The sequence below is a fragment of the Enterobacter cloacae complex sp. P40C2 genome (assembly GCF_014930695.1).
Classification (GTDB): domain Bacteria; phylum Pseudomonadota; class Gammaproteobacteria; order Enterobacterales; family Enterobacteriaceae; genus Enterobacter; species Enterobacter pasteurii.
In genome coordinates this window covers 188,885-215,176 of record NZ_JADBRP010000001.1, presented here as the reverse complement: position 1 = coordinate 215,176, position 26,292 = coordinate 188,885, and the positions used below count along the sequence as shown (strand labels likewise).

20 protein-coding genes are annotated in these 26,292 nt (G+C 56.4%); 12 read left to right on the top strand and 8 right to left on the bottom strand.

The genetic code is table 11. The features are described from left to right. Positions 1 to 54: 54 nt before the first annotated feature. Together IM304_RS00975 and IM304_RS00970 are read right to left on the bottom strand one after the other, a co-directional pair. Positions 55 to 1,842, bottom strand: a complete 1,788-nt coding sequence (locus IM304_RS00975; RefSeq protein WP_193354967.1) for a hybrid sensor histidine kinase/response regulator — start codon at positions 1,840 to 1,842, stop codon at positions 55 to 57. Next, on the bottom strand, positions 1,839 to 2,471 hold the full coding sequence (locus IM304_RS00970) for a response regulator transcription factor (protein ID WP_148418492.1): 633 nt from the start codon (positions 2,469 to 2,471) through the stop codon (positions 1,839 to 1,841). Before IM304_RS00970 ends, IM304_RS00975 begins: the two co-directional genes overlap by 4 nt. 175 nt (positions 2,472 to 2,646) lie before the next feature. On the opposite strand from IM304_RS00970, the gene IM304_RS00965 reads away from it, so the two are divergent. Continuing rightward, a complete protein-coding gene (locus tag IM304_RS00965) occupies positions 2,647 to 2,961 on the top strand; it encodes a lipoprotein (protein ID WP_148418491.1) in 315 nt (104 codons plus the stop codon). 116 nt (positions 2,962 to 3,077) lie between these two features. Then, positions 3,078 to 6,125, top strand: coding sequence for an autotransporter outer membrane beta-barrel domain-containing protein (locus tag IM304_RS00960; RefSeq protein WP_193354968.1), 3,048 nt, complete (start codon positions 3,078 to 3,080; stop codon positions 6,123 to 6,125). Between the two features lie 61 nt (positions 6,126 to 6,186). On the opposite strand, the gene IM304_RS00955 is transcribed toward IM304_RS00960, so the two are convergent. Then, complete coding sequence (locus IM304_RS00955) at positions 6,187 to 6,714, bottom strand: LuxR C-terminal-related transcriptional regulator (RefSeq protein ID WP_148418646.1); 528 nt, start codon at positions 6,712 to 6,714, stop codon at positions 6,187 to 6,189. Positions 6,715 to 7,383: 669 nt separating this feature from the next. Here IM304_RS00955 and pgaA point away from each other — a divergent pair. Genes pgaA through pgaD form a run of 4 tightly spaced genes read left to right on the top strand, consistent with a single transcriptional unit; the run spans position 7,384 to position 13,523 of the window. Further along, positions 7,384 to 9,822, top strand: coding sequence for a poly-beta-1,6 N-acetyl-D-glucosamine export porin PgaA (pgaA, locus tag IM304_RS00950; protein ID WP_193354969.1), 2,439 nt, complete (start codon positions 7,384 to 7,386; stop codon positions 9,820 to 9,822). An 8-nt stretch (positions 9,823 to 9,830) separates the two neighbouring features. Beyond that, positions 9,831 to 11,768, top strand: coding sequence for a poly-beta-1,6-N-acetyl-D-glucosamine N-deacetylase PgaB (gene pgaB, locus IM304_RS00945; RefSeq protein WP_193354970.1), 1,938 nt, complete (start codon positions 9,831 to 9,833; stop codon positions 11,766 to 11,768). Next, the gene (gene pgaC / locus IM304_RS00940) at positions 11,761 to 13,092 is read left to right on the top strand and encodes a poly-beta-1,6-N-acetyl-D-glucosamine synthase (protein WP_193354971.1); all 1,332 of its coding nucleotides are present in this window, start codon (positions 11,761 to 11,763) and stop codon (positions 13,090 to 13,092) included. The genes pgaB and pgaC overlap by 8 nt, the downstream gene beginning before the upstream one ends. Further along, positions 13,089 to 13,523, top strand: a complete 435-nt coding sequence (gene pgaD, locus IM304_RS00935) for a poly-beta-1,6-N-acetyl-D-glucosamine biosynthesis protein PgaD (protein WP_193354972.1) — start codon at positions 13,089 to 13,091, stop codon at positions 13,521 to 13,523. Before pgaC ends, pgaD begins: the two co-directional genes overlap by 4 nt. A 52-nt stretch (positions 13,524 to 13,575) precedes the next feature. On the opposite strand, the gene gss is transcribed toward pgaD, so the two are convergent. After that, on the bottom strand, positions 13,576 to 15,438 hold the full coding sequence (gss, locus tag IM304_RS00930; RefSeq protein ID WP_193354973.1) for a bifunctional glutathionylspermidine amidase/synthase: 1,863 nt from the start codon (positions 15,436 to 15,438) through the stop codon (positions 13,576 to 13,578). A gap of 183 nt (positions 15,439 to 15,621) precedes the next feature. On the opposite strand from gss, the gene yghU reads away from it, so the two are divergent. After that, complete coding sequence (gene yghU, locus IM304_RS00925) at positions 15,622 to 16,488, top strand: glutathione-dependent disulfide-bond oxidoreductase (RefSeq protein ID WP_193354974.1); 867 nt, start codon at positions 15,622 to 15,624, stop codon at positions 16,486 to 16,488. 153 nt (positions 16,489 to 16,641) lie between these two features. After that, the gene (gene fucR / locus IM304_RS00920; protein ID WP_193354975.1) at positions 16,642 to 17,370 is read left to right on the top strand and encodes an L-fucose operon activator; all 729 of its coding nucleotides are present in this window, start codon (positions 16,642 to 16,644) and stop codon (positions 17,368 to 17,370) included. 38 nt (positions 17,371 to 17,408) lie between these two features. Here the strand turns inward: fucR and IM304_RS00915 are convergent, their stop codons facing one another. Next, positions 17,409 to 18,956, bottom strand: a complete 1,548-nt coding sequence (locus IM304_RS00915) for a methyl-accepting chemotaxis protein (RefSeq protein ID WP_176609491.1) — start codon at positions 18,954 to 18,956, stop codon at positions 17,409 to 17,411. Between the two features lie 502 nt (positions 18,957 to 19,458). Here IM304_RS00915 and IM304_RS00910 point away from each other — a divergent pair. Continuing rightward, the gene (locus IM304_RS00910; protein WP_193354976.1) at positions 19,459 to 22,059 is read left to right on the top strand and encodes an autotransporter outer membrane beta-barrel domain-containing protein; all 2,601 of its coding nucleotides are present in this window, start codon (positions 19,459 to 19,461) and stop codon (positions 22,057 to 22,059) included. 64 nt (positions 22,060 to 22,123) lie between these two features. Here the strand turns inward: IM304_RS00910 and yghX are convergent, their stop codons facing one another. Continuing rightward, on the bottom strand, positions 22,124 to 23,011 hold the full coding sequence (gene yghX, locus IM304_RS00905) for a YghX family hydrolase (protein WP_193354977.1): 888 nt from the start codon (positions 23,009 to 23,011) through the stop codon (positions 22,124 to 22,126). Positions 23,012 to 23,093: 82 nt separating this feature from the next. Here yghX and IM304_RS00900 point away from each other — a divergent pair, with 82 nt between their 5' ends. Then, on the top strand, positions 23,094 to 24,134 hold the full coding sequence (locus IM304_RS00900; protein WP_176609489.1) for an aldo/keto reductase: 1,041 nt from the start codon (positions 23,094 to 23,096) through the stop codon (positions 24,132 to 24,134). A 122-nt stretch (positions 24,135 to 24,256) separates the two neighbouring features. Here the strand turns inward: IM304_RS00900 and IM304_RS00895 are convergent, their stop codons facing one another. Beyond that, positions 24,257 to 24,745, bottom strand: coding sequence for a TIGR00645 family protein (locus IM304_RS00895; protein ID WP_003862473.1), 489 nt, complete (start codon positions 24,743 to 24,745; stop codon positions 24,257 to 24,259). Between the two features lie 81 nt (positions 24,746 to 24,826). Further along, entirely contained in the window at positions 24,827 to 25,330 is a 504-nt protein-coding gene (locus IM304_RS00890) for an ESA_00282 family adhesion-associated protein (protein ID WP_148418479.1), read from the bottom strand. Positions 25,331 to 25,432: 102 nt separating this feature from the next. Between IM304_RS00890 and IM304_RS00885 the strand changes: the two genes are divergently transcribed. Next, a complete protein-coding gene (locus IM304_RS00885; RefSeq protein ID WP_148418478.1) occupies positions 25,433 to 25,837 on the top strand; it encodes a hypothetical protein in 405 nt (134 codons plus the stop codon). Position 25,838: 1 nt separating this feature from the next. After that, positions 25,839 to 26,273 carry a cytoplasmic protein gene (locus IM304_RS00880; RefSeq protein WP_193354978.1) on the top strand — a complete coding sequence of 145 codons (435 nt, stop codon included), beginning with the start codon at positions 25,839 to 25,841 and terminating at the stop codon, positions 26,271 to 26,273. The last annotated feature ends 19 nt before the right edge of the window (positions 26,274 to 26,292 follow it).

Sequence of the window (26,292 nt, the reverse complement as noted above, 5' to 3'; positions counted from 1 at the left end):
CGTAATGCCTTAACTTGCCCCCCGCTCAATCAACGTAAACCCGCAGCCACGTTTTTATCCATTCCCCCCCGACCACTGCGTCAGCAGCGCATGCAGTTTAGCCGGCTCGAGAGGCTTGCGGAGCACCAGGTACCCTTCCTGCTCCGCCTCCAGCAGAACCGGTGAATTAAATTCGCCGCTGACTATCGCGCCGCTCATATCCGGCAGGCGTTCAAAAAGCGCTTTCAGGATGTCGAAGCCGCTTTCGCCGGATCGCAGACGCTGGTCGCACAGCACGGCGAACGGCGTAAAGCCGTCGTCGATTATGGCAAATGCTTCTTCAGCGGAGGCCGCACAGCGCACGTTGATTCCCCAGACGCTCATCAGGCTCTCCCAGGCAGACGTCACCAGCGGGTCGTCATCGACGACCAGGCAGGAGCCGTGCAGCGGCGCATAGCGTACCGGCGTGGCGGTGTTGTCGCTGGCGGGCGGGATATCCGGCGCGATGTCTTCGCCAGCATATTGGGTGAAGCGCATCCAGAAGCGTGAGCCTTTACCTTCAATGGATTGCATCCCGTACTTCACCTTCATCAGCTTGGCACAGCGGGCGACTACGGCCAGCCCCAGCCCGTGTCCGGCGCTGTCGATCTTCCATGCCAGCTCGGGGCGGTAGTAAGGTGAAAAGATTTTGCCTTTCTCATCATCGGCGATACCGACCCCCGTGTCCCACACCTCCACCATACACTCCTCGCCGCGCGGTCGGATGGCGACCAGAACGCCGCCCTTGAGCGTGTAGCGAAGGGCGTTTTGAATCAGGTTAATCAGGGACTGTCGCACCAGAAGCGGATCGCCTGTCACGCAGATGCGGCGTTTGGGCCGCCGGGTGCACAGCCTAAGTGCGCGGCTGTTGGCCTCTTCGCGAAACAGCGTGATGACCGAGTCGAGCAGAGCGCCGATATCCACTTTGGTAGGGGCAGAGAGTACATTCCCGGATTCTATTTTGCTGAGATCGAGCAGAGAATTGAGCATCAAATGTACCGAGCGAACGCTCTGCTGCAGGTCAAGGAGTTGCGGCGTCAGGCTGTCGTCCCGGTTTCGGTGGAGGATGGCTTCGATCAGAAAGCCCATAGCGTGCACGGGCTGGCGCAGATCGTGGCTGGCGGTTGTCAGAAACTGATTTTTATCCAGCAGCGCCTGCTCCGCGTCCTCTTTGGCCTGACGAAACTGCTCCGCCAGGCGTGAGCTTTTTTCCTCAAGCAGCGCCTGCTGAATAAAGAACGCGTGTGACGTTAACGCATGGCGGTAAATCGCGAAGCCGTAAAGCAGGTTCAGCATAAGCACAATGAACATCAGCTCATCCAGCCGCCAGATAATACCGAGGTTCAGCACGCCCCACGAGGCGAAGAAAAAACGCGTAAAGGTGCTGATGACCGGCGTCAGATGCGTTGCGTTGGCGGCAACGATGGCGGCAATGCTGATATTAAGCAGCAGGAAAAAGTCAAAGTTCTGCGTCTGTGGCGTAATTAAATAGAGTGATGAAATGCCCAGCCCGTGAATAAAGGCGATATTATTAATACGCGGAAGCCAGCGCCGCAGGACGTCCTTTTCAACATTTTCTTTCGCTTCGCGCTGATAGCGCCGGTGCAATATTCGTATCGCCACAGCACATAGCAGATAAATGATTATCCAGGTAATGGTTGGGCCGAGGCTGTCCCCAAGCATATAAATCCAGATGGCGAAAGGAATACCGACAAAGGGTACCGCGCTAAAGCTGAATACCAGCCGTAGAAATGTATTGTTTAGCAAACGGATCTGCGCCGGAGCAGAGATAACATCGTTTTGTAAACGCTGGAAAAACCTCATTCGGATGATTCCTGTTTGCCATGCAAAAGCGTGATGGCTTCGACCCGACTGTTAACACCTATCTTTTTCAAAATATTGCTGATGTGTTCTTTTACCGTGGGCTCAGAAATTGAAAGCTGTGCGGCGATTCTTTTATTTGGCAGGCCGCGCATAATCATATTTAACACGTCAATTTGTCGCGGCGTTAAGTTAAATTTACTTAACTTCTCACTGGTCGACTTAACGGGAATTTCGTCTCCCTCAGGAAACCAGGTTAAATTATCAGCGAGTGCGAAAACGGCCCGTGAGAACATTTCAGGCGGCTCGCTTTTCAATACAAAACCGTGCCCACCGGCGGCATGCACTTTCCGCCAGAGATCATTATTGTCATCCCCGCTGACCACCAGGAGTCGTACCTGTGGGTAAAGTTGTTTTATTTCTTTAAGTAATTTCAGGGCCGTTCCGGACGAGAGCCAAAAATCGATTACCAGCAAGCGTGGCGGGCCAGTATCCCTAATTTGACGGTAGCAATCTTCCTCATTCGTCACCACGCACGCCTGCTTAAACTGGCAATGTGTAATCAGAAAATTGGCGATGCCGCTTGCTACCAATGGATGGTCATCAACGACCAGCGCATAATTCTGTCCCAAGGGGTCCTCCTTTGACCTTCGCATATCTGAGAGTTCGGATGAATTATTATCTACCCACCCTACTTTAGGAGGGTTTTTTCGATTAGGAAAGAGAAATATATTATTCGCTGATTTGGGTAATTGAGAACTTAAATACAATCAGTGAAATTAACTGATTGGATATAAAGGATAATTTATGAAAAAATCGCTGCTCTTTTTAACCATTACGTTGATGCTAGCCGGTTGTTCCACGCTAAAAACCGATCAGGCTATTCCACTCCTGCAGGCGGAGACCGCTAAAATGCTGGGGCTGGGCTCATCGGATGAAATAACCGTGACCAACGTTAATGGCGCCCAGCCGGACGCGCTGGGAGGACAAAAACTCTCTTATCGCGCGACGACGGAAAAAGGGCGTATTTTCGATTGCTCATCGATGATGATGCCGGGAATTTTAGGATCCGCACCGACGCTTAGCGCGCCAACCTGTACACCTGTTGTCACACATAAATAATTAACGCCACAGCAAAAGGCGTACATAAATAACGCCTTTTACGTTATCTGACGTATCTGAGTTTTCATATAAAAACGATTTTCCCGACATCACGCTAATGAGTACGGAGATAGCCCGTGAATAACTCTACATCGCATTCTTTAGCGGTTAAGACGCCGCTTTCCAGACTTTACCTCGCCCTATTTTCCGCGCCGCTGTTATTGCTTTTACCTGCCGACGTCGCGCGTGCAGCCGATGCATTTTTTGACGGCGACTCGCGTATTACCGAAACGCTGGGTTACACCGGCGATGTTTACGTTGGACGTAATCAACGCGGAAACCTGCTGATCGATAATGGCAAAATCACCGCCTATAACATCAATATCGGTCGGCTGTTCGACGGCCAGATTTATGAAAGCGTGGTCACGGTCCGTGGGCCAAACGCGGAGCTTAACGCGGTGAACGATCGGTACGTCCTGCGCGGCGACCTGAATCTCGGGCTCGGCACCCTGCGAGTCGAAGAGGGCGCGCTGGCAAGCGCAAAGGAGATCGTTGTCGGCACCACCCGGGGCTACGACAGCCACCTTATCGCCACGGGTGCCGGCTCTCGCGTGACCAGTAACTTTCTGAGCGTAGGCACCGATCTGGGCGCACGCTCCACGCTGGCAATTGAGAACGGCGCGGCGCTCAATACCGCCTACGATGCGCGCATCGGTAATGGTACCGGGCCGGATGAAGCCGACACGCTGAGCCCGAAAGCCACCGTCACCGGGAGCGGCTCACAGTGGAACGTTGGCCGTACGTTGACGCTTAATGGCGACCTGGACGTGCTGGACGGCGGAGCGGTTAACGTTGGCGGCGTGCAGGTGGCGGGCGTCTCCGGGGCAGGGAAAACCGCTGAGCTGGTGATTGCGGGCAAAGACTCGCGCTTTACCAGCGACAGCAGCGTTAGCGTGGGTGATTATGGCAACGGCGTGCTGTCGGTTATTGACGGCGGTTCATTTTCCGCAGGCAGCAATACGCTGATCGTGGGGACATCGGGTTCCGGCTCGAACCGGGGTGCGCTCATCATCGGCAGCCGCGGCAACATGGATACCGGCACGGGTATAACGGAGCCAACGCCCGGCACGGCGGGCGGCGCGGGAACCCTTGATGCGAAGACGGCAATCAGCCTGCGCGGCGGGCTGTTCGGCAGCTATGTCTACTTCAACCATACCGACGACGATTACGTCTTCAGCAACACGATGAGCGGCGAAGGGGATGTGATCAACACCTCCGGGCAGACGACGCTGAACGGCGATCTTTCAGCCCTTCAGGCGAACGTAACCGCGCGGGGCGGTAAAGTCATCATTGCCAGCAATATTAACACCCGGCCAGAAGACGATATTTTTGACGTCCAGACGCTAAGCGCGGAGAACGGCGGCACGCTGATCCTCAACGCAACGGCGGGATCCGACGTTAACAACGGACAAGGCTACAGTAGCGCCGCGTCAATCAAGGCCGGCGGCACGCTGGGCGGTAACGGCACGCTGGGCCAGACCGAGATCCTGTCCGGCGGGCATATCTCGCCCGGCGACGGCAATATCGGCACGTTGACGCTGAAACGCTATCTGAACTTTATCGGCGAATCTTTTTATGACGTAGATATCGCGGGAGATGGCCGCAGCGACCAGCTGCTGGTGTCGGGCAAAACCACCATCAGCAATCAGGCTAAGGTACAGGTCACCGCACTGGACCCGCAAACCAGCTACAAAACGGGCCAAAGCTACCGCATTTTGACGTCGAACGGCGGGATTGACGGCGAGTTTGCGTCGGCGATATCTAAATCCGCCTTCCTGGACGTGGCGCTCAGGCAGAGCACCAACGCCGTCGATCTGACCATCGCGCAGAAAGAGACCGGCGGTGAGGATCCTGGAGGCGAAAACCCTGGCGGTGAAAATCCAGGAGGAGAGAACCCCGGAGGCGAAAACCCGGGTGGTGAGAACCCAGGTGGTGAGAACCCGGGTGGAGAAAACCCGGGCAGTGAGAATCCTGGCGGTGAAAACCCGGGCAGCGGCAAGCCGGGGATTTTCCAGACCGTGGCCAGGAGCAGCAACCAATGGAATACCGCCGGTGCGCTCTCCACGCTGACGCAAAGCGGCCCGTCGCTGGCGCTGTATAACTCGCTGCTGGTGCTGAGCGCGCCGGAAGCGCGCGAGGCGTTCAACCAGCTGTCCGGTGAAGTTTATCCGTCCGTGCAGTCCAGTCTTATCGCCGGCAGCACGCAGGTGGTTAACGTCTTAAACCAGCGTATGCAGCGCGCGTTTGATAACGACAGCCTGCCGATACCACCGCTAGCGATGTCGCTGGTGCAGCAGCCGGAGCCGCAAAACAGTGGCGTCTGGGGCCAGACCTTCAGCTCCTGGAGCCGAAACAGCGGCGACGGTAACGTGGGCAAGCTGGACGGCAACACCACCGGCTTCCTGCTGGGGGCAGATCGCAAGCTGTCGGACCATAACGTGCGCGTCGGTGGCTACTTCGGCTACAGCCGCGGTGATTACGACGTCGACAGCCGTCGTTCCTCAACGGATACCGACAACTATCACCTTGGCCTGTATGCGGCTGGTCAACAGGATGCGTTCTCCCTTCGCGGCGCGCTTGGTTACACCTGGCACAAGATCGAAGGCGAGCGCAACGTTGATTTCAGCGGCTTCTCGGATCGGCTGAAGTCGGATTACGACGCCAACTCGCTGCTGGCGTTCACCGAAGCGGGCTACCGTTTCGGCCAGCCTGATATGAATCTCGAGCCGTTCGTCAATTTATCGTACATTCGACTGCATACCGACAGCTTCAGGGAGGACGGCGGTGCCGCCGCGCTGAGCGTACGTAACGAAACGATGAACACCTTCTATTCCACCCTCGGGGTGCGCGGTATGACCGAACTGCCGAAGAACGTTAACCTCTACGGTTCGCTGGGATGGCAGCACGCGTATGGCGATAAGAATACCTCTTCGCGCATGGCGTTTGCGGGCAGCGACGCGTTCATTACTCAGGGGCAGGCCGTAGATGAGGACGTGATGGTGGGTGATATCGGCGTGAGCGTACAGCTGTCGCGTGCTGCGACGCTGGATGTGGGTTATCAGGGACAATATGGTGCGGACACCCGCGTCAACTCGGTTAACGCTAATCTGCGCTGGTCGTTCTGAAGGATTTCACTTTAACGAACCCGCCCTCGTGGCGGGTTTTTGCTTTTGGCTTCTGACAAAGCTAGGGATCGTTCCCAACCGCGTCCAGCAGTTTGTTTTTAAAGATAAACAAACACGCTTCGTTGAAGTTCCCCGCCCCTAACCGCTCCGACAGCATCGTTCGCTTGCGGTACAGGCTTTTGACCGACATATTCAGCTTCTCTGCAATCTCTTCCATCGACCTCCCTGCCTTCAGCAACCGCAGCATTATCGCTTCGTGTCTGCTCAGCCGTAAGTTAAGCAGCCATTTGGTTGTCAGACGCCTGCCTTTCATATCGAGCACCAGATTGAATAACGACGCCATATCCGGAGCCGTAAGCGACGTGTTCATAAACAGCTTCATACTGAGCAGATCCTCATCCCGATGGCCCATATCCAGCATAACGCAGCAGATCGTTTTTCTCGTTCTGGCCGGATGGCGTATCAGGTAATCATATAAACGGAGCGGCGTACGGCTATCAATCAGTACAGTATATTCATCTGCACCGGTATCAAATATGTTTCTGTCAATCGAACTGAGGCAAATTATATCCGGGAAAAATAGCCGCATCCCCCTGACAAGGAAACAATCCTGAGTCACTAACACTATTGAAGTCGCCACTAACCATCCCTTTTAGATTATAGCAAGCCCGCCTCTTAAGAAAGAAGAACGCTTTCGTTTATAGCGCTTTACATTAACGGCAAATGTATTCTGGCTTTGATCATCCCTCAATATGCGCATTGGTGAGCCAGACTTTTTGTAGACTATCACTCAATGGCTTGCGTTAATTATAAATAAAAAAGAATTTCAGAAAAGTCACTTCCCTTAACATTAAGAATTTTTGTCATGAAACTTCCCAAACATGCACCGGAAAGTTCTTTAATTAACTGAGCAGAACTTCATTTCGAATATAGATAAGAGGAAAAACAAGAAAGAAAAAACAATTAATATCAACAACTTAAAAACAAACTCCTTGTATTTGATTATCTAAAAAACCGCTTGCTTCCAGAATTATCTCAAAACCTCCCACCCGCTTTTTAGCTTATTTATCCCCCAACACATCAGGTGTACATTACCCCCAACCGAACCACTGTGCGGAGGGCTCATAATTACCTTTAGGTAAGTACCCCATAACGTAACATCATTCAGATTTAATGTTTTCCTTTATGGCCTTTAACGCTGAGTTAAAAGGCGGCCGTGTTATGCAATGGATTCATGATAAACAAATGGCAAATAGATATGGAAAGATCGCTTCGCTTCACTACGTTATTCTTTTATCGCACCACAATATTATTGTTCCTGGTATTACTCTTTCCTGTTCTGGTTCAGGCTGATGAATCCGTTTATGAGCATCAGATTCAACAGGCACGTAACGGTAATTACGCTCTGTTTCTTGATTATGTACAGCGCTACGAGCAGCAGCATGCTTTAACGCCCGAACGGGTTGCGGACTGGTTACAGGTAGCCTCCTGGGCAGGCCGCGATGACGAGGTTATTCAGGTCTGGCAGCGTTATGGCATCTATATGCCGCTGCCCGCTCGCGCCATCGCTGCCGTCGCGCAGTCAAGAAGAAACCAAAAAGCCTGGCCATCCGCCTTAACGCTGTGGAAAGAGGCGCGCAGCCTTGCGCCGGATAACGACGATTACCGCATCGGCTACGTTAAGACCCTGGCCGACGCCCGCATGGATCGCCTCGCGCTTCGGGAAGCCCGGCAGATGGTTAAGGACGATCCTTCTCCCGCGCACCTTGAGACGCTCTCCTATGTCTGGATGCGTCAGGGAAAAAGCTGGGATCGGCTGCTGGCGGACATGCGCGCGCTGAACGCCGCACCGGGGAATACGGCCCTTCTTCGCGAGACGATCGATGCGCTAGCGGATAACCGGGTAAGCACGCCCGCGCTCCGGCTGTCACGAAGCGCGGTGCTGTCTCCCGCGGAGCGTCGCCGCCTTGAGCGTAACGCCGCTGCCGAAATGGTTCGCCTGGCGGACGTGCCCGGCAGAACGGAGAAAGAGCGCCTGCGGCTGGCGCAAAACGCGTTAGATCGTTACCACGCCCTGCTTTCCCGCTGGCAAAGCGAGCCGCAGGCGGCTGAAGACGTCATCCTTGCCCGTATCGATCGGCTTGGCGCGCTGTACGCGCACGGTGATTACCGGCAGGTCATTAGTGAATACCAGGCGCTGACAGCCGCACGGCATCCGGTGCCGGAGTGGGCCATCGGCTGGGCGATCTCCGCGTATTTGCAGGAGAAAAACACCGCCGCCGCCTTCTCGCTTCTGCAGCGCTATCCACGGTACGCCTCCGATCCGCAGGACGAGGAGCACGCGCTTTTCTACGCCTGGCTGGATACGGGGCAGTACCAGGCCGCCCGCCGCTACGTTGAGCGCCAGACCCGCAGCGTCCCCTGGATCCGCTACGACTTCGGGTCCCCGACCGCTCAGCCGAACGATCGGTGGCTTACCGGGCAGTCGCTCACATTTAACTATTTGCTGGCGACCAACGCCCTGCCGGAGGCCGAAAGGCTGGCGCATCGTCTGGCGTCAACGGCGCCGGGCAATCAGGGGTTACAGATTGACTATGCCGCCCTGCTTCAGGCCAGGGGCCTGCCGCGCGCGGCCGAGCAAAAGCTTAAGCGAGCGGAGGCGCTAGAACCTTCGAATCTGGAGCTTGAGAAACAGCAGGCTTACGTCGCAATGGACCTTCAGGAGTGGCGACAGATGGATTTACTGGCTGAGGACGTGATAGCCCGCGCGCCCGACGATCGCAGCGCCCGCCGTCTGGACAGGCTCAGAGCGGTCCACCACATGCCTGAACTGCGTCTGAACGCGGGTAAAGGATTGCACTCGGACAATCCCGTCAGCGGCAGCCACGACATGAGCTGGGACGCCACGCTCTATGGCCCGCCCGTGGCGGATAGCTGGCGGCTGTTTGCCGGCGCCCGCTATGCGCAGGGCAATTTTGACGAAGGTAAAGGCATCAGCCGCCACCTGCTGGGCGGCGTTGAATGGCGGCCCCGCGACCTCACGCTCGAGGCCGAACTCTCCAGCAACCGCTATCACGGTAAAAGCACGCCGGGTGCCCGGCTCTCAACGACTTACAGCCTCAACGATAGCTGGCAGGTCAGCGGTAGCCTCGAACGGTTGTCCCGCACCACGCCCTTACGGGCGCTCCGCAATGGGATCGGCGCGAACCGGGGCGAAGGCGGAGTGCGCTGGTACCAGAACGAGCGCCGGGAGTATCGGCTCAGCGCCGCCGTTAGCCGCTTCTCAGACCATAACCGCCGTCAGGAATACGCCCTCACGGGGAAAGAGCGTCTCTGGCAAAGCCCCTCCCTGACGCTGGATCTCGAACCGGGGATCGCCGCCAGCAAAAACAGCCTGCGGGATACGCTCTATTACAACCCCGAGCGGGATCTCTCCGTCACGGCAGCCCTGTCCGTTGACCATGAGATGTACCGCCACTACGACACCCTCTGGAGCCAGCAGATTGTGGCCGGCGGCGGCGGATACTGGCAGAAAAATCAGTCGCCTGGCGCCGTTACCCTGCTGGGCTACGGGCAGCGCGTTCAGTGGAATAACGTCATTGATACCGGGGTGATGCTGAACTGGGATAAACGCCCTTACGACGGCAAACGCGAAAGCAATCTTTCCGTCTCGTTTGATGCGACTTTACGCTTTTAAGGATGAATATGCTGAACACACGTTTTTCCGTGAGACTGTTACTCATCGCCTGCCTCTGCCTCAGCGCGAGCGTTTGCGCGCAGGCGATCTCGTTTATTGCGCCCAAAGAGAGGCCGCAGCAGGAGGCGAGCAAGCCCTGGCCGAAAAACCAGTTTCTGGTTCTCGCCTATCACGACGTAGAGGATGATGCCGCCGACCAGCGCTACCTCTCCGTTCGCACCAGCGCGCTAAACGAACAGATCGGCTGGCTTTTGCATAACGGCTATCGCGCCATCAGCGTGCAGGACATTCTTGATGCCCATGACGGAAAGAAAACGCTGCCGCCGAAAGCCTTTTTGCTCAGCTTTGACGACGGCTACAGCAGCTTTTATACCCGCGTCTGGCCGCTGCTTCAGGCATGGAACGTTCCTGCGCTGTGGGCGCCGGTGGGCAGCTGGGTGGATACGCCGGAAAATCAAAAAGTTAACTTCGGAGGGCTGATGACGCCCCGCGATCGGTTCGCGACGTGGGACATGGTGCGCGAGTTAAGCCGCTCCCCGCTGGTTGAAATCGGCTCGCATACCTGGGCCTCACATTACGGCATCCCGGCCAACCCGCAGGGCAGCCGCGAACCGGCCATCGCCAGCCGCTTTTACGATAAGGCGACGGGGCGCTATGAAACTGACGCGCAGTTCAGCCAGCGGATAGGCGATGACGTCCGCAAGGTGACGGATAAAATCACCCGGGTAACCGGAAAAGCGCCGCGCGCCTGGGTCTGGCCGTACGGTGCAGCCAACGGCACGTCACTCTCCATTGCCGAAAAACAGGGCTACCGGCTGGCCTTTACCCTGGAGGACGGGCTGGGGGACGTGCGCAACCTCAGCAGCATTCCCCGCCTGCTGATTGCCGGAAATCCCTCGCTCAAAACCTTTGCCAGTACGGTCAGCCAGATCCAGGAGCACGATCCCGTGCGCGTCATGCACGTCGATCTCGACTACGTTTACGATCCCGACCCGGCCCAGCAGACCCGGAATATCAACAAGCTGGTCCAGCGGGTCTACGACATGAAAATAAGCCATGTTTTCCTCCAGGCGTTTGCCGACCCGCAGGGCGACGGCAAAATCAAAGCGCTCTATTTCCCCAACCGCCGGCTGCCGGTCCGGGCCGATCTCTTTAATTTTGTCTCCTGGCAGCTCCAGACCCGGGCAGGCGTAAAAGTCTTCGCGTGGATGCCGGTGCTCTCGTTCGATCTCGATCCTTCCCTGCCGCGCGTTCAGCGTCGGGACCGCCAGGCAGGAACATTGCACGACGCCACCGCCCCCTACATCAGGCTTTCGCCATGGGACCCGCGGGTTCGCCAGCAGGTGACGGAAATCTATGAAGATTTAGCCCGGCATGCCAGCTTCAACGGGATTGTGTTCCATGACGACGCGGTGCTGACGGACGTTGACGATGCCGGGCAGAATACCGCGCGCCAGAGGAGCCAGCTGCTTATTGGGTTTACCCAGGCCCTGAGCCGGGCGGTAAAGGACATCCGCGGCCCGCAAACCAAAACCGCGCGCAATATGTTCGTCCTGCCCATTCTGCAACCCGAAAGCGAAGCGTGGTTTGCGCAGAATCTTGACGATTTTCTGGCGGCCTATGACTGGACGGTACCGATGGCAATGCCCCTGATGGAGTCCGTCCCGGCAGAGGAGAGCAATGCATGGCTGACGCGCCTGGTTAAGGCCGTCGCCGCGCGGCCCGGTGCGCTCAACAAGACCATTTTTGAACTACAGGCAAAAGACTGGTCGCAAAAACCGCAGCGCCCCGTTCCCGACGAGCGTCTGGTGGAGTGGATGCGCGTGCTCCAGCTGAACGGCGTCAAAAACTACGGCTACTACCCCGACGATTTCATTAACAACCAGCCTGCTATGTCCCGCATCAGGCCTGAATTATCTTCCTACTGGTATCCTGACAATGACTGATCGCATTATCGCATTCTCTATTTTATGCCTGGTGTTCGGGCTGCCATTAGGCGTTGCCGCCCTGTTTACCGGCGAGCTGATCCTGGACTTTGTGTTCTTCTGGCCGCTGTTCATGTCCGTGCTGTGGATAACCGGCGGTCTCTACTTCTGGTTTCAGCTCGAACGACGCTGGCCGTGGGGCAAAGAAACGCCAGCCCCGACGCTCGCCGGTGAGCCGTTAATTTCTATCCTTATTCCCTGCTTCAACGAGGAAAGGAATGCCAGAGAGACCATCGGCGCCGCGTTGGCTCAGCGGTACGAAAATATTGAAGTTATCGCCATTAACGACGGCTCTTCCGACAACACCGCCCGGGTGCTGCACCAGCTCGCGCTGGAGCAGCCGCGCCTGCGGGTGATTAACCTCGCGGAGAACCAGGGGAAGGCCGTAGCGCTCAAGGCCGGGGCGGCGGCGGCCCGGGGCGATCTGCTGGTCTGCATTGACGGCGATGCCCTGCTCGACCGCGACACGGCGGCGTATCTGGTGGCGCCGCTGATCCAGTATCCCCACGTTGGGGCCGTCACCGGCAACCCGCGGATCCGCACGCGCTCGACGCTGATAGGCCGTATTCAGGTGGGCGAGTTCTCATCCATCATTGGGCTTATCAAGCGGACGCAGCGGATCTACGGACGGGTCTTTACCGTCTCGGGCGTTATCGCCGCCTTTCGCCGCCAGGCGCTGGCGGACGTCGGGTACTGGAGCCCGGACATGATCACCGAAGACATCGACATCAGCTGGAAGCTCCAGCTGCGCCACTGGGATATCTTTTTCGAGCCTCGGGCGCTGTGCTGGATCCTGATGCCGGAGACGCTCAGGGGCCTGTGGAAACAGCGCCTGCGCTGGGCGCAGGGCGGCGCGGAGGTATTTCTGGTCAACCTTCGCCGGATCGTGCGCTGGGAACACCATCGCATGTGGCCCCTGTTTTTGGAGTACGCGCTGTCAACGCTGTGGGCGTTTGCCTACGCGGTGACGGTACTGTTATTCATCATCAGCCATGTCGCGCCGGTGCCCGCCAACCTGACCGTCGAAACCCTCTTTCCACCGGCGTTTACCGGGCTGCTGCTGGGCGTGATGTGCCTGATGCAGTTTCTTGTCAGCCTGTACATCGAGCGGCGGTACGAGCGAAAAGTCGCAGGCTCGCTTTTCTGGGTGATTTGGTTCCCGATGGTCTACTGGATGATCGGCCTGTTCACCACCCTCGTTGCATTTCCAAAAGTCATGCTTAAGCGCCAGCGCGCCCGCGCGCGCTGGATCAGCCCGGACCGGGGAAAAGGACGTCTTCAATGAACGAAAATACCTTAATTTTGACCGAACACCGGCTACTGCCGCGCCTTTTCGATACCGCGCTAACCCTGCTGGCGTGGGGAGGATTTCTGTTTTTTCTGTATGCCAGGCTGTGGATGCAGTTAACCGAGGAGAGCGAGTACCGGTGGGGAGACATCATTGCTTCCTTTAACACGGTGCTGATCTATCTGCTGCTCGCCGCGCTCAACGGCTGGCTGCTGATTTTGTGGTATCAGTACAATCGTCGACGTACCCACGTGAGGCGCCGCCGTGCGGGCTATTTGCACCATGACGAGCTTGCCAGAAGCTTTGACGTTTCACCGCAGCTGATCTCGGAGATGAGCCAGTACAACCTGCTGACGGTCTATCATGACCAGATCGGCCGCATCATCGATCTGAAGATTAGCGAGCAGGAGGACGAGGAAGAACAGTAAAAAAAAGCCCCCGCCGGGTAACCTGCGGGGGCTTTTTTGTCGCTGGTACGAATTAGTTATCCTTCACCACGATCAGCGGTTCAATATCGCTCTCTTTCTTCACCACCAGCGATTCATCGCCGCGCAGGCAGGTCCCACCGTAGTTTCCGCCCACGGTAAAGGTACAGACCTGAATGTACTTGCCGTCGACCTTCGGCAGGCACCACAGCTGCTGATAGATATTTTTACGATCGACAAACCTGCCGCTGGATTTGTCCAGCAGTTCGTCCCGAGCGCTGATGAGATCGATATTGCTGCCGCAGCGTCCGGCGATCGGCTTAACGGCATAGCCGGTCTGCTTCAGCAGGTCGTTAACCTCAAAATCGGTGTCGAGCAAATAGCGATGGTTCGGGAACAGCTGCCACAGCACCGGCAGGATCGCCTTGTTGCCGGGGATCACCGTCCACAGCGGTTCAAAGACCAGCACCTCCGGGCGCAGCAGGACGTCAATCAGGCGCACTTCCCCCTGCGGGTGCCCGGTGCGGATCGGCACGGCGGCGTATTCGGTTTCGCTCACCTCGCGGATCTGCTCTATCGCCGTTTCCCACGCCCAGGTCTTCCACACGCAGTTAACGTGACGGCCTTCGTCATCAATCAGCTGTCCGGCAGCGTCCCAGCCCAGCGCGCCCAGCCCATGCAGGATTTTGGTTTCAAACCCGGCCTGCATCAGCGAGCGCTGAATAAAGAGCGCGTGGTAATCCTCTTCGATATCGTTGTCCTGCATGATGTGCACGAACGGCCGCGCGTGGCTGTGCTTCCAGGCGCCGGTCAGCTCCTCCAGCAGCCCTTCCGCCGGGTTATGGCCGTTGCCGCGATAGCCGTTTTTCACCCACTCTTCGAGGATCAGGCCCCCCTCGGTATGGCAGGACGCAGAGTCCGCGTTGTACTCGTAAACCTTAATGCCGCGCTCGTCCATGCAGAAATCCATACGGCCGGTGATCATATGGTGGCGACGCCACTGCCAGGAGAGGCGCAGGCGCGGCCAGAGAATTTTCGGGATGTCGAAAAGCGCCAGCAGGCTGTCGTCCTTCAGCACTTTGTCGGTTGCGTGGAGGTACATCAGATGCAGCTCGTTGGTAGCTTTGATTAGCTCCTGCTCGGCGCTCCCGGTGATGGTGAAGTAGTGGCACGGATCGCTGTTGATAACATGACCGTTCGCGCGGACGTAAGCCTGCTGCAGCGCGTCGTTTTCGTTGAGCCACTTTCCGTCGAACTGGCGGTTGTTCTTCAGCCGCGCGCCGCGGATCTTCAGCAGCTCGCCGTCGATCTCCGGCTGAGGAATGCTGTGTTCAGTATCCGCCGTCTGGATCATCCAGCCGAGGATTTCGGTATCGTTGAAGGTGTCGTGAAGGGTGTAGCAGCCGTTCTCTACGGTAAGGCGCAGCTCGCGCGTCCACTGCTGCCCCATCGGCAGCGGAGAATGGATCACGTTCTGCTCGGCAATGCGCACCCTGTCGTCCAGCAGCTGGGTAATGACGGCAACGTGGCCGGTCTCGTGGAACTCCCCGCCCTTTTGCCAGATGAGCAGCGCGCCCGCCTGCGGCGGACGCTTTGAACCATTGGCAAAGGCCTGGAGCGGCAGGATGTTATCGTTCACCACCTCGCGTAAAAAACGCAGGGAGAAGATCTCCCACGCCATGCCGACGTCGGTAAAGACAAAACCGTGGTTGAGGAAGAGGAAGCGGCGCGCAAACTCAACGCACTGCCATTTATGGCCCATGTATTCATTGCCAATATAGCTGCGGAACTCCGCGTCTTCCGGGTAGTTACGCGGATCGAGGCTGCCGTAATTCGAAGAGTAAATCGCCACGCCACCCGGCGCGTAGCCTAATAACGTCCCGAAGGGTGCATCACTGCTTAACGTTCCTTTACGCATGTGTCCAACCTAAAACAGGCAGGCGGCAATTTTTTGTGGGATTTGTCGTCGTCTGCACGTTGTAATTAACTGACAGAGGTGGCGTTATCATACACCCGCCCCGACCATTACGCTCACATCGTTAAACGCCCCCCCCATCTCCTGCTACACTGCCTCAACACAACACCAAAAAGGCAGGCCAACATGTCAGAGAACACCTATCAGCCACCAAAAGTGTGGGAATGGAAAAAGAATAACGGCGGCGCGTTCGCCAATATCAACCGCCCCGTTTCAGGCGCTACGCACGAGAAAGCGCTGCCCGTGGGCGCGCACCCGCTCCAGCTGTATTCGCTGGGCACGCCGAACGGACAGAAAGTGACCATCATGCTGGAAGAGCTGCTGGCGCTGGGCGTGACGGGCGCGGAGTACGACGCATGGTTAATCCGCATCGGCGAGGGCGATCAGTTCTCCAGCGGCTTTGTGGACGTGAACCCGAACTCAAAAATTCCGGCGCTGCGCGACCACTCAACCACCCCGCCGACGCGCGTATTTGAGTCCGGTAGTATCCTGCTGTATCTGGCCGAGAAGTTTGGCCACTTCCTGCCGAAAGATCCGGCGGGACGCACGGAGACCCTGAACTGGCTGTTCTGGCTCCAGGGCGCGGCACCGTTCCTGGGCGGCGGTTTCGGCCACTTCTACAGCTATGCGCCGGTGAAGATTGAGTACGCCATCGATCGCTTCACCATGGAGGCCAAGCGCCTGTTCGACGTGCTGGACAAGCAGCTGGCGCGCGGGCGCTACGTGGCCGGCGAAGAGTACACCATTGCCGACATGGCAATCTGGCCGTGGTTTGGCTGCGTGGCGCTGGGCAGCGTGTATAACGCCGCCGAGTTCCTCGATGCAGAGAAGTACGCCAACGTGCAGCGCTGGGCTAAAGACGTGGCGAATCGCCCGGCCGTGAAGCGCGGACGCATCGTTAACCGCACCAGCGGCGAGCTGAACGAGCAGCTGCATGAACGCCATTCAGCAAGCGACTTTGATACCCAGACGGAAGATAAACGTCAGGCCTGATAAGTGGCCGGGCGCCCGAACGGGTGAAGCAACACGCGATAAACCACGATCGAAACCAGCCTGCGCGCTGGTTTTTTTTTTGCGTGATGTTGCGGTTTACGGCCTGAAAAATTCATACTCCCGCTTATTCCGTTTCCTCAGCAAGGATCTTTTATGTCAGACCAGACGCTAAGGCAGACCCGACAGCAGAACATCCTCAACCTGATGAGTAAAAGCGACTGGCTGACCACGGAGGCGCTGGCGGATAAGCTTTCCGTCAGCAAAGAGACGATCCGCCGGGATCTGAAAGCCCTGCAGCAGCAGGGCAAGATCCTGCGCCAGCATGGACGCGCGCGCCTGATCCGTCTGGACAGCCGCGACAGCGGAGAGCCTTTTGGCGCGCGGCTGAAAAGCCATTATGCCGACAAAGCCGATATTGCCCGCCACGCGCTGAGCTGGATCGGCGAAGGGATGACCATCGCCCTTGACGCCAGCTCGACCTGCTTTCATCTGGCGCGCCAGCTACCGGATATCGAACTCACCGTTTTTACCAACAGCCTGCCCATCTGCCAGGAGATGGCGAAGCGCAAGCGAACCACGTTAATCTGCTCCGGCGGAACCCTTGAGCGCAAGTATCGCTGCTATGTTAATCCGGCGCTGGTGACGCAGATTAAAGGGCTGGAGATAGACCTGTTCATCTTCTCCTGCGAGGGCGTCGACGAGCAGGGCGTGCTTTGGGATCCCTCCGGGCACAACGCGGCCTATAAAGCGCTGCTGTTAAGCCGCGCCAGCCAGTCGCTGCTGCTCATCGACAAAAGTAAATTTAAGCGGTCGAGCGAGGTGAAGGTCGGCCAGCTGTCGCAGGTCACGGAGGTTATTCAGAGCGAGGGCGGGAAGCGATAAGGGCGTCAGGCCGGGCATTCCGGCCTGACGCACGGACGTTACGCGGTAAGGCGGAACTTCTGCACCGAGCGCTGGAGCTCTTCTGTCTGGCGTTCCAGCGCGGCGGCGGCGGCGGAAACCTGCTCCACCAGCGAGGCGTTCTGCTGGGTTACGCCGTCCATCTGCGTGATGGCAACGCCTACCTGGGAAATCCCTTTGCTCTGCTCCTCCGACGCGGTGGCGATCTGCTTCATGATGACGGTCACTTCGGTCACGTCGCGCAGGATAGCTTCCATGGTGGTACCGGTATCGTTCACAAGCCGCGCTCCCTGCTCCACGCGGGCAACGGAATCGGCAATCAGCCCTTCGATCTCTTTCGCGGCGTTCGCGCTGCGGCTGGCAAGGTTACGCACCTCCCCTGCAACTACCGCAAAACCGCGCCCCTGCTCTCCCGCACGGGCCGCCTCCACCGCGGCGTTAAGCGCCAGGATGTTGGTCTGGAAGGCGATGCTGTTAATCACGGTGGTAATTTCCGCAATTTTCTTCGAGCTGTCCGAGATGCCGCTCATGGTCGTCACCACGTCCTCCACCAGCGAGCCGCCACGGCTGGCCGTACCGGAGGCCACGTCCGCCAGCTGGCTGGCCTGACGCGCGCTTTCGGCATTCAGCTTCACCGTTGCGGTGAGCTGCTCCATGCTGGCAGCGGTCTCTTCCAGGGCGGCGGCCTGCTCTTCGGTACGCGAAGAGAGATCGTTATTACCGCTGGAGATCTCCGTTGCGCCACGCCAGATATTTTCGCTGCCGGAACGGATAGTGCTGACCGCCTCCCGCAGGCTGTCCTGCATGGCGCTCAGCAGCGGCACCAGTTGCCCAACGCAGTTGCGGCCAAAGGGCTCAATCGGCTGGCTGAGATCGCCCTGCGCAATCTGACGAAACTGCTGGCGGATGCGCTCCAGCGGTTTTACCAGCATTGCCACCAGGTAGCGGTCAGTGAAGAGCAGGATCAGCAGACCCGCGATCGTGGCGGTGATAATTACCGTCCGGGTCATGCTGGTAAGGCCGTCGACGATAACGCGCGTGCTGTCGAGCGCCTTCGCGGCGGTATCGTTGAAGTTCTCAGCCGCTGCCCCGAATGCACGGCTCAGGGGGGGCGTGACGCTGTTAGCGTGCTGACGATAGCCTTCGAGCGTCGCCTGCTTCGCCTGCGCCATCTGCGGCGTTACGCCCTGGTCAAGCAGCGCCTGCCAGGTGGAAATCACCTGCGCAGAGACTTTTTCATCCATCGGCCCCGGGGAGATCGCCTTCATCTCCGCCAGCTTTTTCCCCATGTTATCCAGCGCCTGCTGGGCGGAGGACAGATCCGGCGTGCCGCCTGCCGCTTTGACCTCCATCGCACGGCTCAGGCGGGTGACGAAGCGGAAGTACTGATCGTTACCCTGGCTCAGCACCGTCATCTGCCTGACCAGCTGGCGGTCGACCTCATTACCATCAGAAACACGGGACAGCGACCAGGTGCTGTAAAGCCCCACGCCTGCCCACATGACGCAAAAGATCCCCAGTATCGCCAACAGGACGAAACGGATGGTGAAATTACGAAGCATATTCATTACGTATTCCTTGCCGTGAGGGTGAATTCGCCCAGAGGCGAGTACTTTCCTCGTTATCGGCAGGAAAAGACGAAGTTATAATCTTTCGCGCGTAATTTTATAAAATTTTTTACTGGGCCGGTTTACGAGCGATAACGATAATCGTCGGCGCGGATATCCTGTCCGGAAAAATGTGTGTTTTTACATTACGGCTGATAAGAAAATGTAAAACAGTTACACATAAAATTAACCTTAAAATTCAGAAGGCTTACCTCACTCACAGATAAGATCGATAGATAGCGCCAGCTTTAGTAAGAAACCCCTTAATTTGCGTGCTAATCATTCAGCCAGATTTATACAATAAATATGTTTTAAATTATTTATCACACAAATCTATTTTTCCGGCCCCTAAAGACTGTTCTGATGTTTAAAATTTCATTACACCCCTCCTGCTTAAGAAAGTTCTGAATTTGCATGAAGTGGTTTAAAAAAAAAGCCGACTTTTTTATTCAGAGAAATTCAAATGCGCAAATTAACGAACCTGACCCTGCTTTCGCAGAGTATTGTAATGGCATTGGCCTCATTCAGCGCCCATGCGTCCATCACGCCTGCCGCATCCACGCCGGATTGCAAAGATGGCGCGACAACCCAAACCTGCGGATTATCTATATATGACCATGGTAATTACTTTGAGGATCCAGGAGTAACCAATGCCGTTATGGCGAACGCTACGGCAACCAATATTTATATGGATGGCCATCGTAAAGAGGGTGATACCCAAACGCTGACCGTCTCCGGCACGGATATGTCTGGTCATTATATTCAGGGCAGCAACGGCGGCACGGTGAATATCAACCTGAACAACGGCGCAACCGTGGATATGATTGAGACCGGTTCAGAATTTAAAACAACCAATACGACGATAACGGTCGATAGTTCGACGCTGAACGGTGAAAACAGCGCGGGTAATTACGACAATGATAAAGCGTATATGATGGGCTCCGCCATTTATCTTGATCCAATGGATAAAGGCTACCATAACGTGAATATCCAGAACGGTAGCGTTCTGCACGGCAGTATTGTGAGCGCGGGCGCGGGTGTGCAAAACATTAACATCAGCAACAGCACGATGGATAAAGGTGGCATTTACGCGGGTAGCGATAAATCTGATACCACCATTACCCTGACCAACGCCACGGTGGACGGCTCTCAAAGCGAGATTGCCCAAAATATCGATACGCTGGCGGAAAAACTTAGCGAATATCAGCCCTTCAGCGATTTGAATCTGGATGCGTTTGGCGACGTCGCCGTTGCCATGTACGGCACAAAAGCCGATTCGCTGACACTCAATAACAGCACCGTGACGGGTGATATCGGCGTGATTAACGAAAAAGGGACAACCACCCTTTCGCTGAATAACCGTAGCGTGGTGAACGGCAATATTACGCTGGGCGGAAATTCAGCCAATTCGGTTCTGGTGGATAACAGCACCATTAACGGCGCAGTGAATACCAGCCAGAACAGCGGTAACACCACCATCACCCTGCAAAATAACGCCACGGTGAATGGCGATATTACCACCGGCGCGGGTGATGACACCGTTGTGCTCACCAATAACTCCCACGTTAACGGCGACGTTGACGGCGGTGACGGTAGCGATACGCTTTCAATGGACGCCGGCAGCGCTATTTCCGGCGAAATAAGCCAGTTCGAGACGGTAAATACCACCAGCGATAACAGCATCGCCATTGATAAAATTCACGATGCGACCAGCTGGAGTTTGCAAAACGGCTCCACGCTCATTGCCGCCACCACCGGCAGCAATGCGATGGTTACGATGAGCACCGACAGCTTTGTGAACTTCGGCACTATTACCGGGGCCAATAATGCGGTCATCGTAAACAGCATTACCCCGTCCGCAATGAATCAGCAGGGCGTCATCCTCGGCACCTTCACCACAGCAGGCAGCAGCGCACCGCAAAATTATGCCGCCGCAACCTTCACCAACGGCAAGCAGGAGGTTGAAAACCGCAGCGGTGCCTATAACTACGATAACAGCCTGAATATTGTTGCTGCCGACGCGGCACCGCAGACGATGCTGGCAGCCGATAATAGCCAGAGCTGGAATATTGAATTTAACAGCCAGAAGGGAAGCCTCGCCAGCGACGTCCAGGGGCTGGTTGCGGGTCTGGATGCCGCCGAGCAGGCCGGGCATCAGGTTGCGGATGACATTAGTAACCATATGAACCAGGTTCATCTCGCGAATATGCTGGGCGACGAGCAGGACGGCGCGCAGGTGTGGGGCGATTTCCTCTACCAGAACGGCAACTTCAGCAACGACGTGGACTATAAAAGCATTACCCAGGGCGCGCAGGGCGGCGTTGACTGGACGGCTCACCTGAGCAACGGCGACAGCGTTACCGGCGGTCTTGCCCTGGCCTGGACGCGCAGCCGCGTGCAGGACACCAGCGACGGCGCAGATAGCTTCAATGACAGCGTTTACGGTAACTACTACAGCCTTTACGGCGGCTGGCAGCAGGCGCTGAACGGCAGAACCTGGGGCCTGTTCGCTGACGGCAGCTTCAGCTATGGCGATATGCGTTACTCCCTCTCCGCCAGCAACGTCACCGGCGATACCAGCGGCATGACCGAGGCGCTGAGCGGATCGACGGACGGTAGCCTGTATCTGGCGCAGGCCCGCACCGGTATTAACGTACTGCTGCCTGGTGAGACCCTGCTGCAACCTTACGCCACCTTAGGCTGGGATGAGACAAAAGCAAACGGGTTCTCCGACCGCGAAGTGACCTTTGCCGACAGTCAGGTCTCTTCCTGGAACGGCGGCGCCGGCGTACGTCTGACCACCATGCTTACCGATCTGAACAAAAACGTGACGGTAATGCCGTGGGTGGATGCCCGCTTCCAGAAAGAGTTCAGCGATGATACGGACATTAAGGCAGCGGATTACCACAACACCGCCGGTCATAACAACAGCATGGGGATCTTTGGGGCAGGCATTAACGCCAGCATCGCGCATAACTTCACGCTCAATACCGGCGTGTATGTTGGCACGGGAGACGTGGATAACGATGCCAGCGTGCAGGCGGGTATGAGCTACAGCTTCTAGGCTCGGACGGATTGCCGGGCGGCAGTTCCCCCGGCCCGGCAATCCGCTGGCCCGACGCCGGGCGTTAGCTCAAGTATTTCTCAAACCACCCCAGCGTGCGTTTCCAGGCGAGCCCGGCTGCGGGCTCGTCGTATCGCGGGGTGGAGTCGTTATGAAAGCCGTGGTTAACGCCGGGGTAGAAGTAGGCTTCATACACCTTATTATTGGCCTTAAGGGCCGCCTCGTACGCAGGCCATCCTTCATTAATATTTTTATCGAACTCCGCATAGTGCAGCAGAAGCGGCGCGTTGATTTTCGGCACATCGGCGGCCGGCGGCTGTCGGCCATAAAACGGCACCGCGCACGCCAGCTCCGGGTAAGCGACTGCTGCGGCATTGGATACGCCGCCGCCATAGCAGAAGCCGGTTATCCCCACTTTGCCGGTCGCATCTGGACGATCCTTCATGAACCCGACGGCGGCAAAGAAGTCATTCATCAGCTTTGTCGGATCCACCTTCTGCTGTAGCGCCTTCCCCTCTTCGTCGTTGCCTGGATAACCGCCCACCGAACTGAGGCCATCCGGCGCCAGGGCCAGATAACCGGCTTTTGCCACGCGGCGTGCCACATCTTCGATATACGGGTTCAGGCCGCGGTTCTCATGCACCACCACCACAGCAGGTATTTTTCCGCGGGCCTTAGCGGGTTTCACCAGGTAACCGCGTACCTCGCCATGCCCCTCAGGTGAGGGATAGGAGATATATTCCGGGAGAATATCCGGGTCGGTAAATTTGACCTGCTCTGCGAGGGCGTAATTGGGTTTAAGCATATTGAACAGCGCCAGCGCCGTCACGCCGCCAGCGGCATAGCGTGCCGCGAGGTTAAGGAATTCTCGTTTGCTGATTTTACCGTGGGCGTAGTAGTCGTAGTAATCGAGCAGCTCTTGTGGAAAATCTTTGGCAGTCAGGCGCGTCATCGCTTATCTCCACGATTTATGGTTTGATAAGCATAGAATGAAAACGCTGTTTCGAAAATCCATCGACACGAAAGGAGACATGATGTCCTGGCACCCTTACACCGGCCGATACGAGAATATGCAGTACCGTTACTGCGGTAAAAGTGGCCTGCGCCTGCCGGCGCTGTCGCTGGGCCTGTGGCACAGCTTTGGCCACGTACAGGCGCTCGATTCCCAGCGCGCGCTGCTGCGTAAAGCCTTCGATCTCGGCATTACCCATTTTGACCTTGCCAATAACTACGGCCCCCCTGCGGGCAGCGCTGAGGAGAACTTTGGTCGGCTGCTGCGGGAAGATTTTGCCGGCTATCGCGACGAGCTGATCGTCTCCACCAAAGCGGGTTATGACATGTGGCCAGGCCCGTATGGTTCAGGCGGCTCTCGTAAATACCTGCTCGCCAGCCTCGACCAGAGCCTGAAACGCATGGGCCTGGACTATGTGGATATTTTCTATTCTCACCGCGTGGACGAAAACACGCCGATGGAGGAGACCGCCTCCGCGCTGGCACACGCGGTGCAGAGCGGAAAAGCGCTGTATGTGGGTATTTCGTCCTACTCCACGGAACGCACGAAGGTGATGGCCGAATTGCTGCGCGAGTGGAAAATCCCGCTTCTGATCCACCAGCCGTCTTACAACCTGCTGAACCGCTGGGTCGACAAGACCGGCCTGCTGGATGCGCTGGAGGAAAACGGGACGGGATGTATCGCCTTCACCCCGCTGGCTCAGGGCCTGCTGACCGGAAAATACCTGAACGGTATTCCTGACGGTTCACGCATGCAGCGCGAAGGCAAGAAAGTGCGCGGCCTGACGGAGAACATGCTGACAGAAGCCAACCTGAGCAGCCTTCGTCTGCTGAATGAGATGGCGCACGCGCGCGGGCAGACGATGGCGCAGATGGCGCTGAGCTGGCTGCTGAAGGATGAGCGAGTAACGTCAGTGCTGATTGGCGCGAGTCGCCCGGAACAGCTGGAGGAGAACGTTCAGGCGCTGTCTAACCTGCGCTTTACCGAAGACGAACTGACGCGGATTGACCAGCACGTTGCGGATGGTGAGCTGAACCTGTGGCAGGCGTCGTCTGATAAATAGTGCGGTCTGTTGCCCTGACCCCTCACCCTGTCCCTCTCCCCAAAGGGGAGAGGGTAAAAGGCCGCACCGGACAGTCCCCTCTCCCTCCGGGGGAGAGGGTTAGGGTGAGGGCCGCGGTAAAATCACTTCTTGCTGATCTTATCCAGATACCCCATCACAAACGCCGACAGCACGAACGTCAGGTGGATAATCACATACCACATCAGCTTGTTATCCGGGACGTTCTTGGCGTCCATGAATACGCGTAACAGGTGGATAGACGAAATCGCCACAATCGACGCCGCAACCTTATTCTTCAGCGATGACGCGTCCATCTTACCGAGCCAGCTGAGCTTTTCCTTGTGCTCGGCGATATCCAGCTGAGAGACAAAATTCTCATAGCCGGAGAACATCACCATCACCAGTAATCCGCCCACCAGCGTCATATCCACCAGCGACAGCAGCACCAGAATTAAGTCTGCTTCCGCCACCGAGAAAATGTTTGGCAGGACGTGGAAAATCTCCTGGAAGAACTTGATCGTCAGGGCGACCAGCGCCAGGGAGAGACCAAAATAGACGGGTGCGAGCAGCCAGCGAGAGGCATACATTGCGTTTTCAAAGAAGCGTTCCATAAAATCCTGTCTGCAAACGAAACCAGCGTCCAGTATATCTCAACGTCGCTGGCTGTTTGCAACAACTAACCAGGAGGTCGCTTACACCTCATCAGGATCCACTTGCGGGCGCGCGTACTCCGGCCAGACCAGCCCCACCAGCTCCGGGTAGGCCTCCAGGCTAAACTCGCGAAAACACTGGCGCAGGTTTAATACGTCTAAATCGGAATATGAGACCTTCTCGCCATTCAGACAGCGCTTTTTGATATTGTCATAATATTTATAAACGGCCGAATTAAGGTCGCTACACCGGCGCTGCGCGTCGAACAGCCCCGGCGTATCATTAATGTCGGACATTTTCATGCGCTTTATTGTCGCATGAAGAAAATCGATATATTCGTGATTGACCCGCCAGTACCAGACCGGCGTCACGGCGTTCATCAACAGGGAGAAATGATCTTCGCCCTCTTCTTTGGACATCAATTCTGGCTGCGGTGCTTCACCGGCATCTTTCGACACTTTCGGCTTATTAAACTCTCGCATCAATAAAAGCACGCCAGCGGTCAGTAACAGTAACGTTATAACCGTAAAGAAAATGCTGTTCATGGGTAGGCTCCATTTTTTTTGATTTTAAAATTGCCTCATGTTATTGTCAACGAATCTCACCCTTTTTCCATTCCCACCTTTTTGAAATTAAAGGAAATTAAAATGCTGCCCGACAATCTTGTCCCGGCAAAGTACCACATTACGCCTGTGGAACAGCCTACGACGGAAGCAGATAAAGAGGCGAATTTCACTCAAGGAAAAAGAAAACTCTCCGACTATGAAGCCGACATATTAATTGGCGTTTCGCGTACCGGGAAATCCCGTAATATGGTGCTGGAAGAGCACGACCGCCATTTAAAAGACCGCTTATTTCGGGCCATTAAGATCGAAGCGTTTGTTCATCTGCTAAATGATTTGCAGGCCGAAGGGGAAATAGATGCCCAGGCTCTAAGTCAAATAATGGCCGAAAAAACCCAGCAAATAAACGAAGCCGGAAATGAAATTTGGCTTAATTTAATCACCCGAGAAAAAAACGGTCCCATTTTTTATAACCTGGGGGAAGAATAGCGTGAATAATGAGAGCGATAATAACGTTTATTTGACTTTAGATGATAAAAAAAGCGATGAATTTATCTTAAAGCAGAATCTCGACGCGCTAAAAAAGATAAAAAACGACGAGATGACGCGAATCACTCAGGATTTGATTTCGATCCCGGCCGCGCTGGTGCGCCTGAAATGGCACAACCGTCGGGAAATCTATCCCTTGCAGGTCAAAGAGGAGATTTATGGCGCGGTGATGAACGCCCTTATCGAGCAGCGTCCTGAGCTTAAGGAGAAGCTCCTCGGCCGGCTGGAGGCGAACTATCAATACCTGCTGGCCCGCGAGACCGCTACCCTGCGCCTGACTCGCAGGCTTTCAGAAGGCCGTTACCGCACATCAAACGTCACCTGCGTGGCGCTCAATGAAGAGGCGCCGGGGGCGTCCCCGGACGCTCACGCTTAACCGCGCAAAAAAAAGCTGG

Bases quoted from the DNA above. Each gene is read 5' to 3' on its own strand.
- fucR (WP_193354975.1), top strand. From the start codon at position 16,642: ATGTCAGACCAGACGCTAAGGCAGACCCGACAGCAGAACATCCTCAAC.
- IM304_RS00915 (WP_176609491.1), bottom strand. From the start codon at position 18,956: ATGAATATGCTTCGTAATTTCACCATCCGTTTCGTCCTGTTGGCGATA.
- pgaD (WP_193354972.1), top strand. From the start codon at position 13,089: ATGAACGAAAATACCTTAATTTTGACCGAACACCGGCTACTGCCGCGC.
- IM304_RS00955 (WP_148418646.1), bottom strand. From the start codon at position 6,714: ATGCGGCTATTTTTCCCGGATATAATTTGCCTCAGTTCGATTGACAGA.
- IM304_RS00965 (WP_148418491.1), top strand. From the start codon at position 2,647: ATGAAAAAATCGCTGCTCTTTTTAACCATTACGTTGATGCTAGCCGGT.
- IM304_RS00910 (WP_193354976.1), top strand. From the start codon at position 19,459: ATGCGCAAATTAACGAACCTGACCCTGCTTTCGCAGAGTATTGTAATG.
- IM304_RS00975 (WP_193354967.1), bottom strand. From the start codon at position 1,842: ATGAGGTTTTTCCAGCGTTTACAAAACGATGTTATCTCTGCTCCGGCG.
- IM304_RS00895 (WP_003862473.1), bottom strand. From the start codon at position 24,745: ATGGAACGCTTCTTTGAAAACGCAATGTATGCCTCTCGCTGGCTGCTC.
- IM304_RS00900 (WP_176609489.1), top strand. From the start codon at position 23,094: ATGTCCTGGCACCCTTACACCGGCCGATACGAGAATATGCAGTACCGT.
- gss (WP_193354973.1), bottom strand. From the start codon at position 15,438: ATGCGTAAAGGAACGTTAAGCAGTGATGCACCCTTCGGGACGTTATTA.
- IM304_RS00890 (WP_148418479.1), bottom strand. From the start codon at position 25,330: ATGAACAGCATTTTCTTTACGGTTATAACGTTACTGTTACTGACCGCT.
- pgaA (WP_193354969.1), top strand. From the start codon at position 7,384: ATGGAAAGATCGCTTCGCTTCACTACGTTATTCTTTTATCGCACCACA.
- yghX (WP_193354977.1), bottom strand. From the start codon at position 23,011: ATGACGCGCCTGACTGCCAAAGATTTTCCACAAGAGCTGCTCGATTAC.
- pgaC (WP_193354971.1), top strand. From the start codon at position 11,761: ATGACTGATCGCATTATCGCATTCTCTATTTTATGCCTGGTGTTCGGG.
- yghU (WP_193354974.1), top strand. From the start codon at position 15,622: ATGTCAGAGAACACCTATCAGCCACCAAAAGTGTGGGAATGGAAAAAG.
- IM304_RS00885 (WP_148418478.1), top strand. From the start codon at position 25,433: ATGCTGCCCGACAATCTTGTCCCGGCAAAGTACCACATTACGCCTGTG.
- pgaB (WP_193354970.1), top strand. From the start codon at position 9,831: ATGCTGAACACACGTTTTTCCGTGAGACTGTTACTCATCGCCTGCCTC.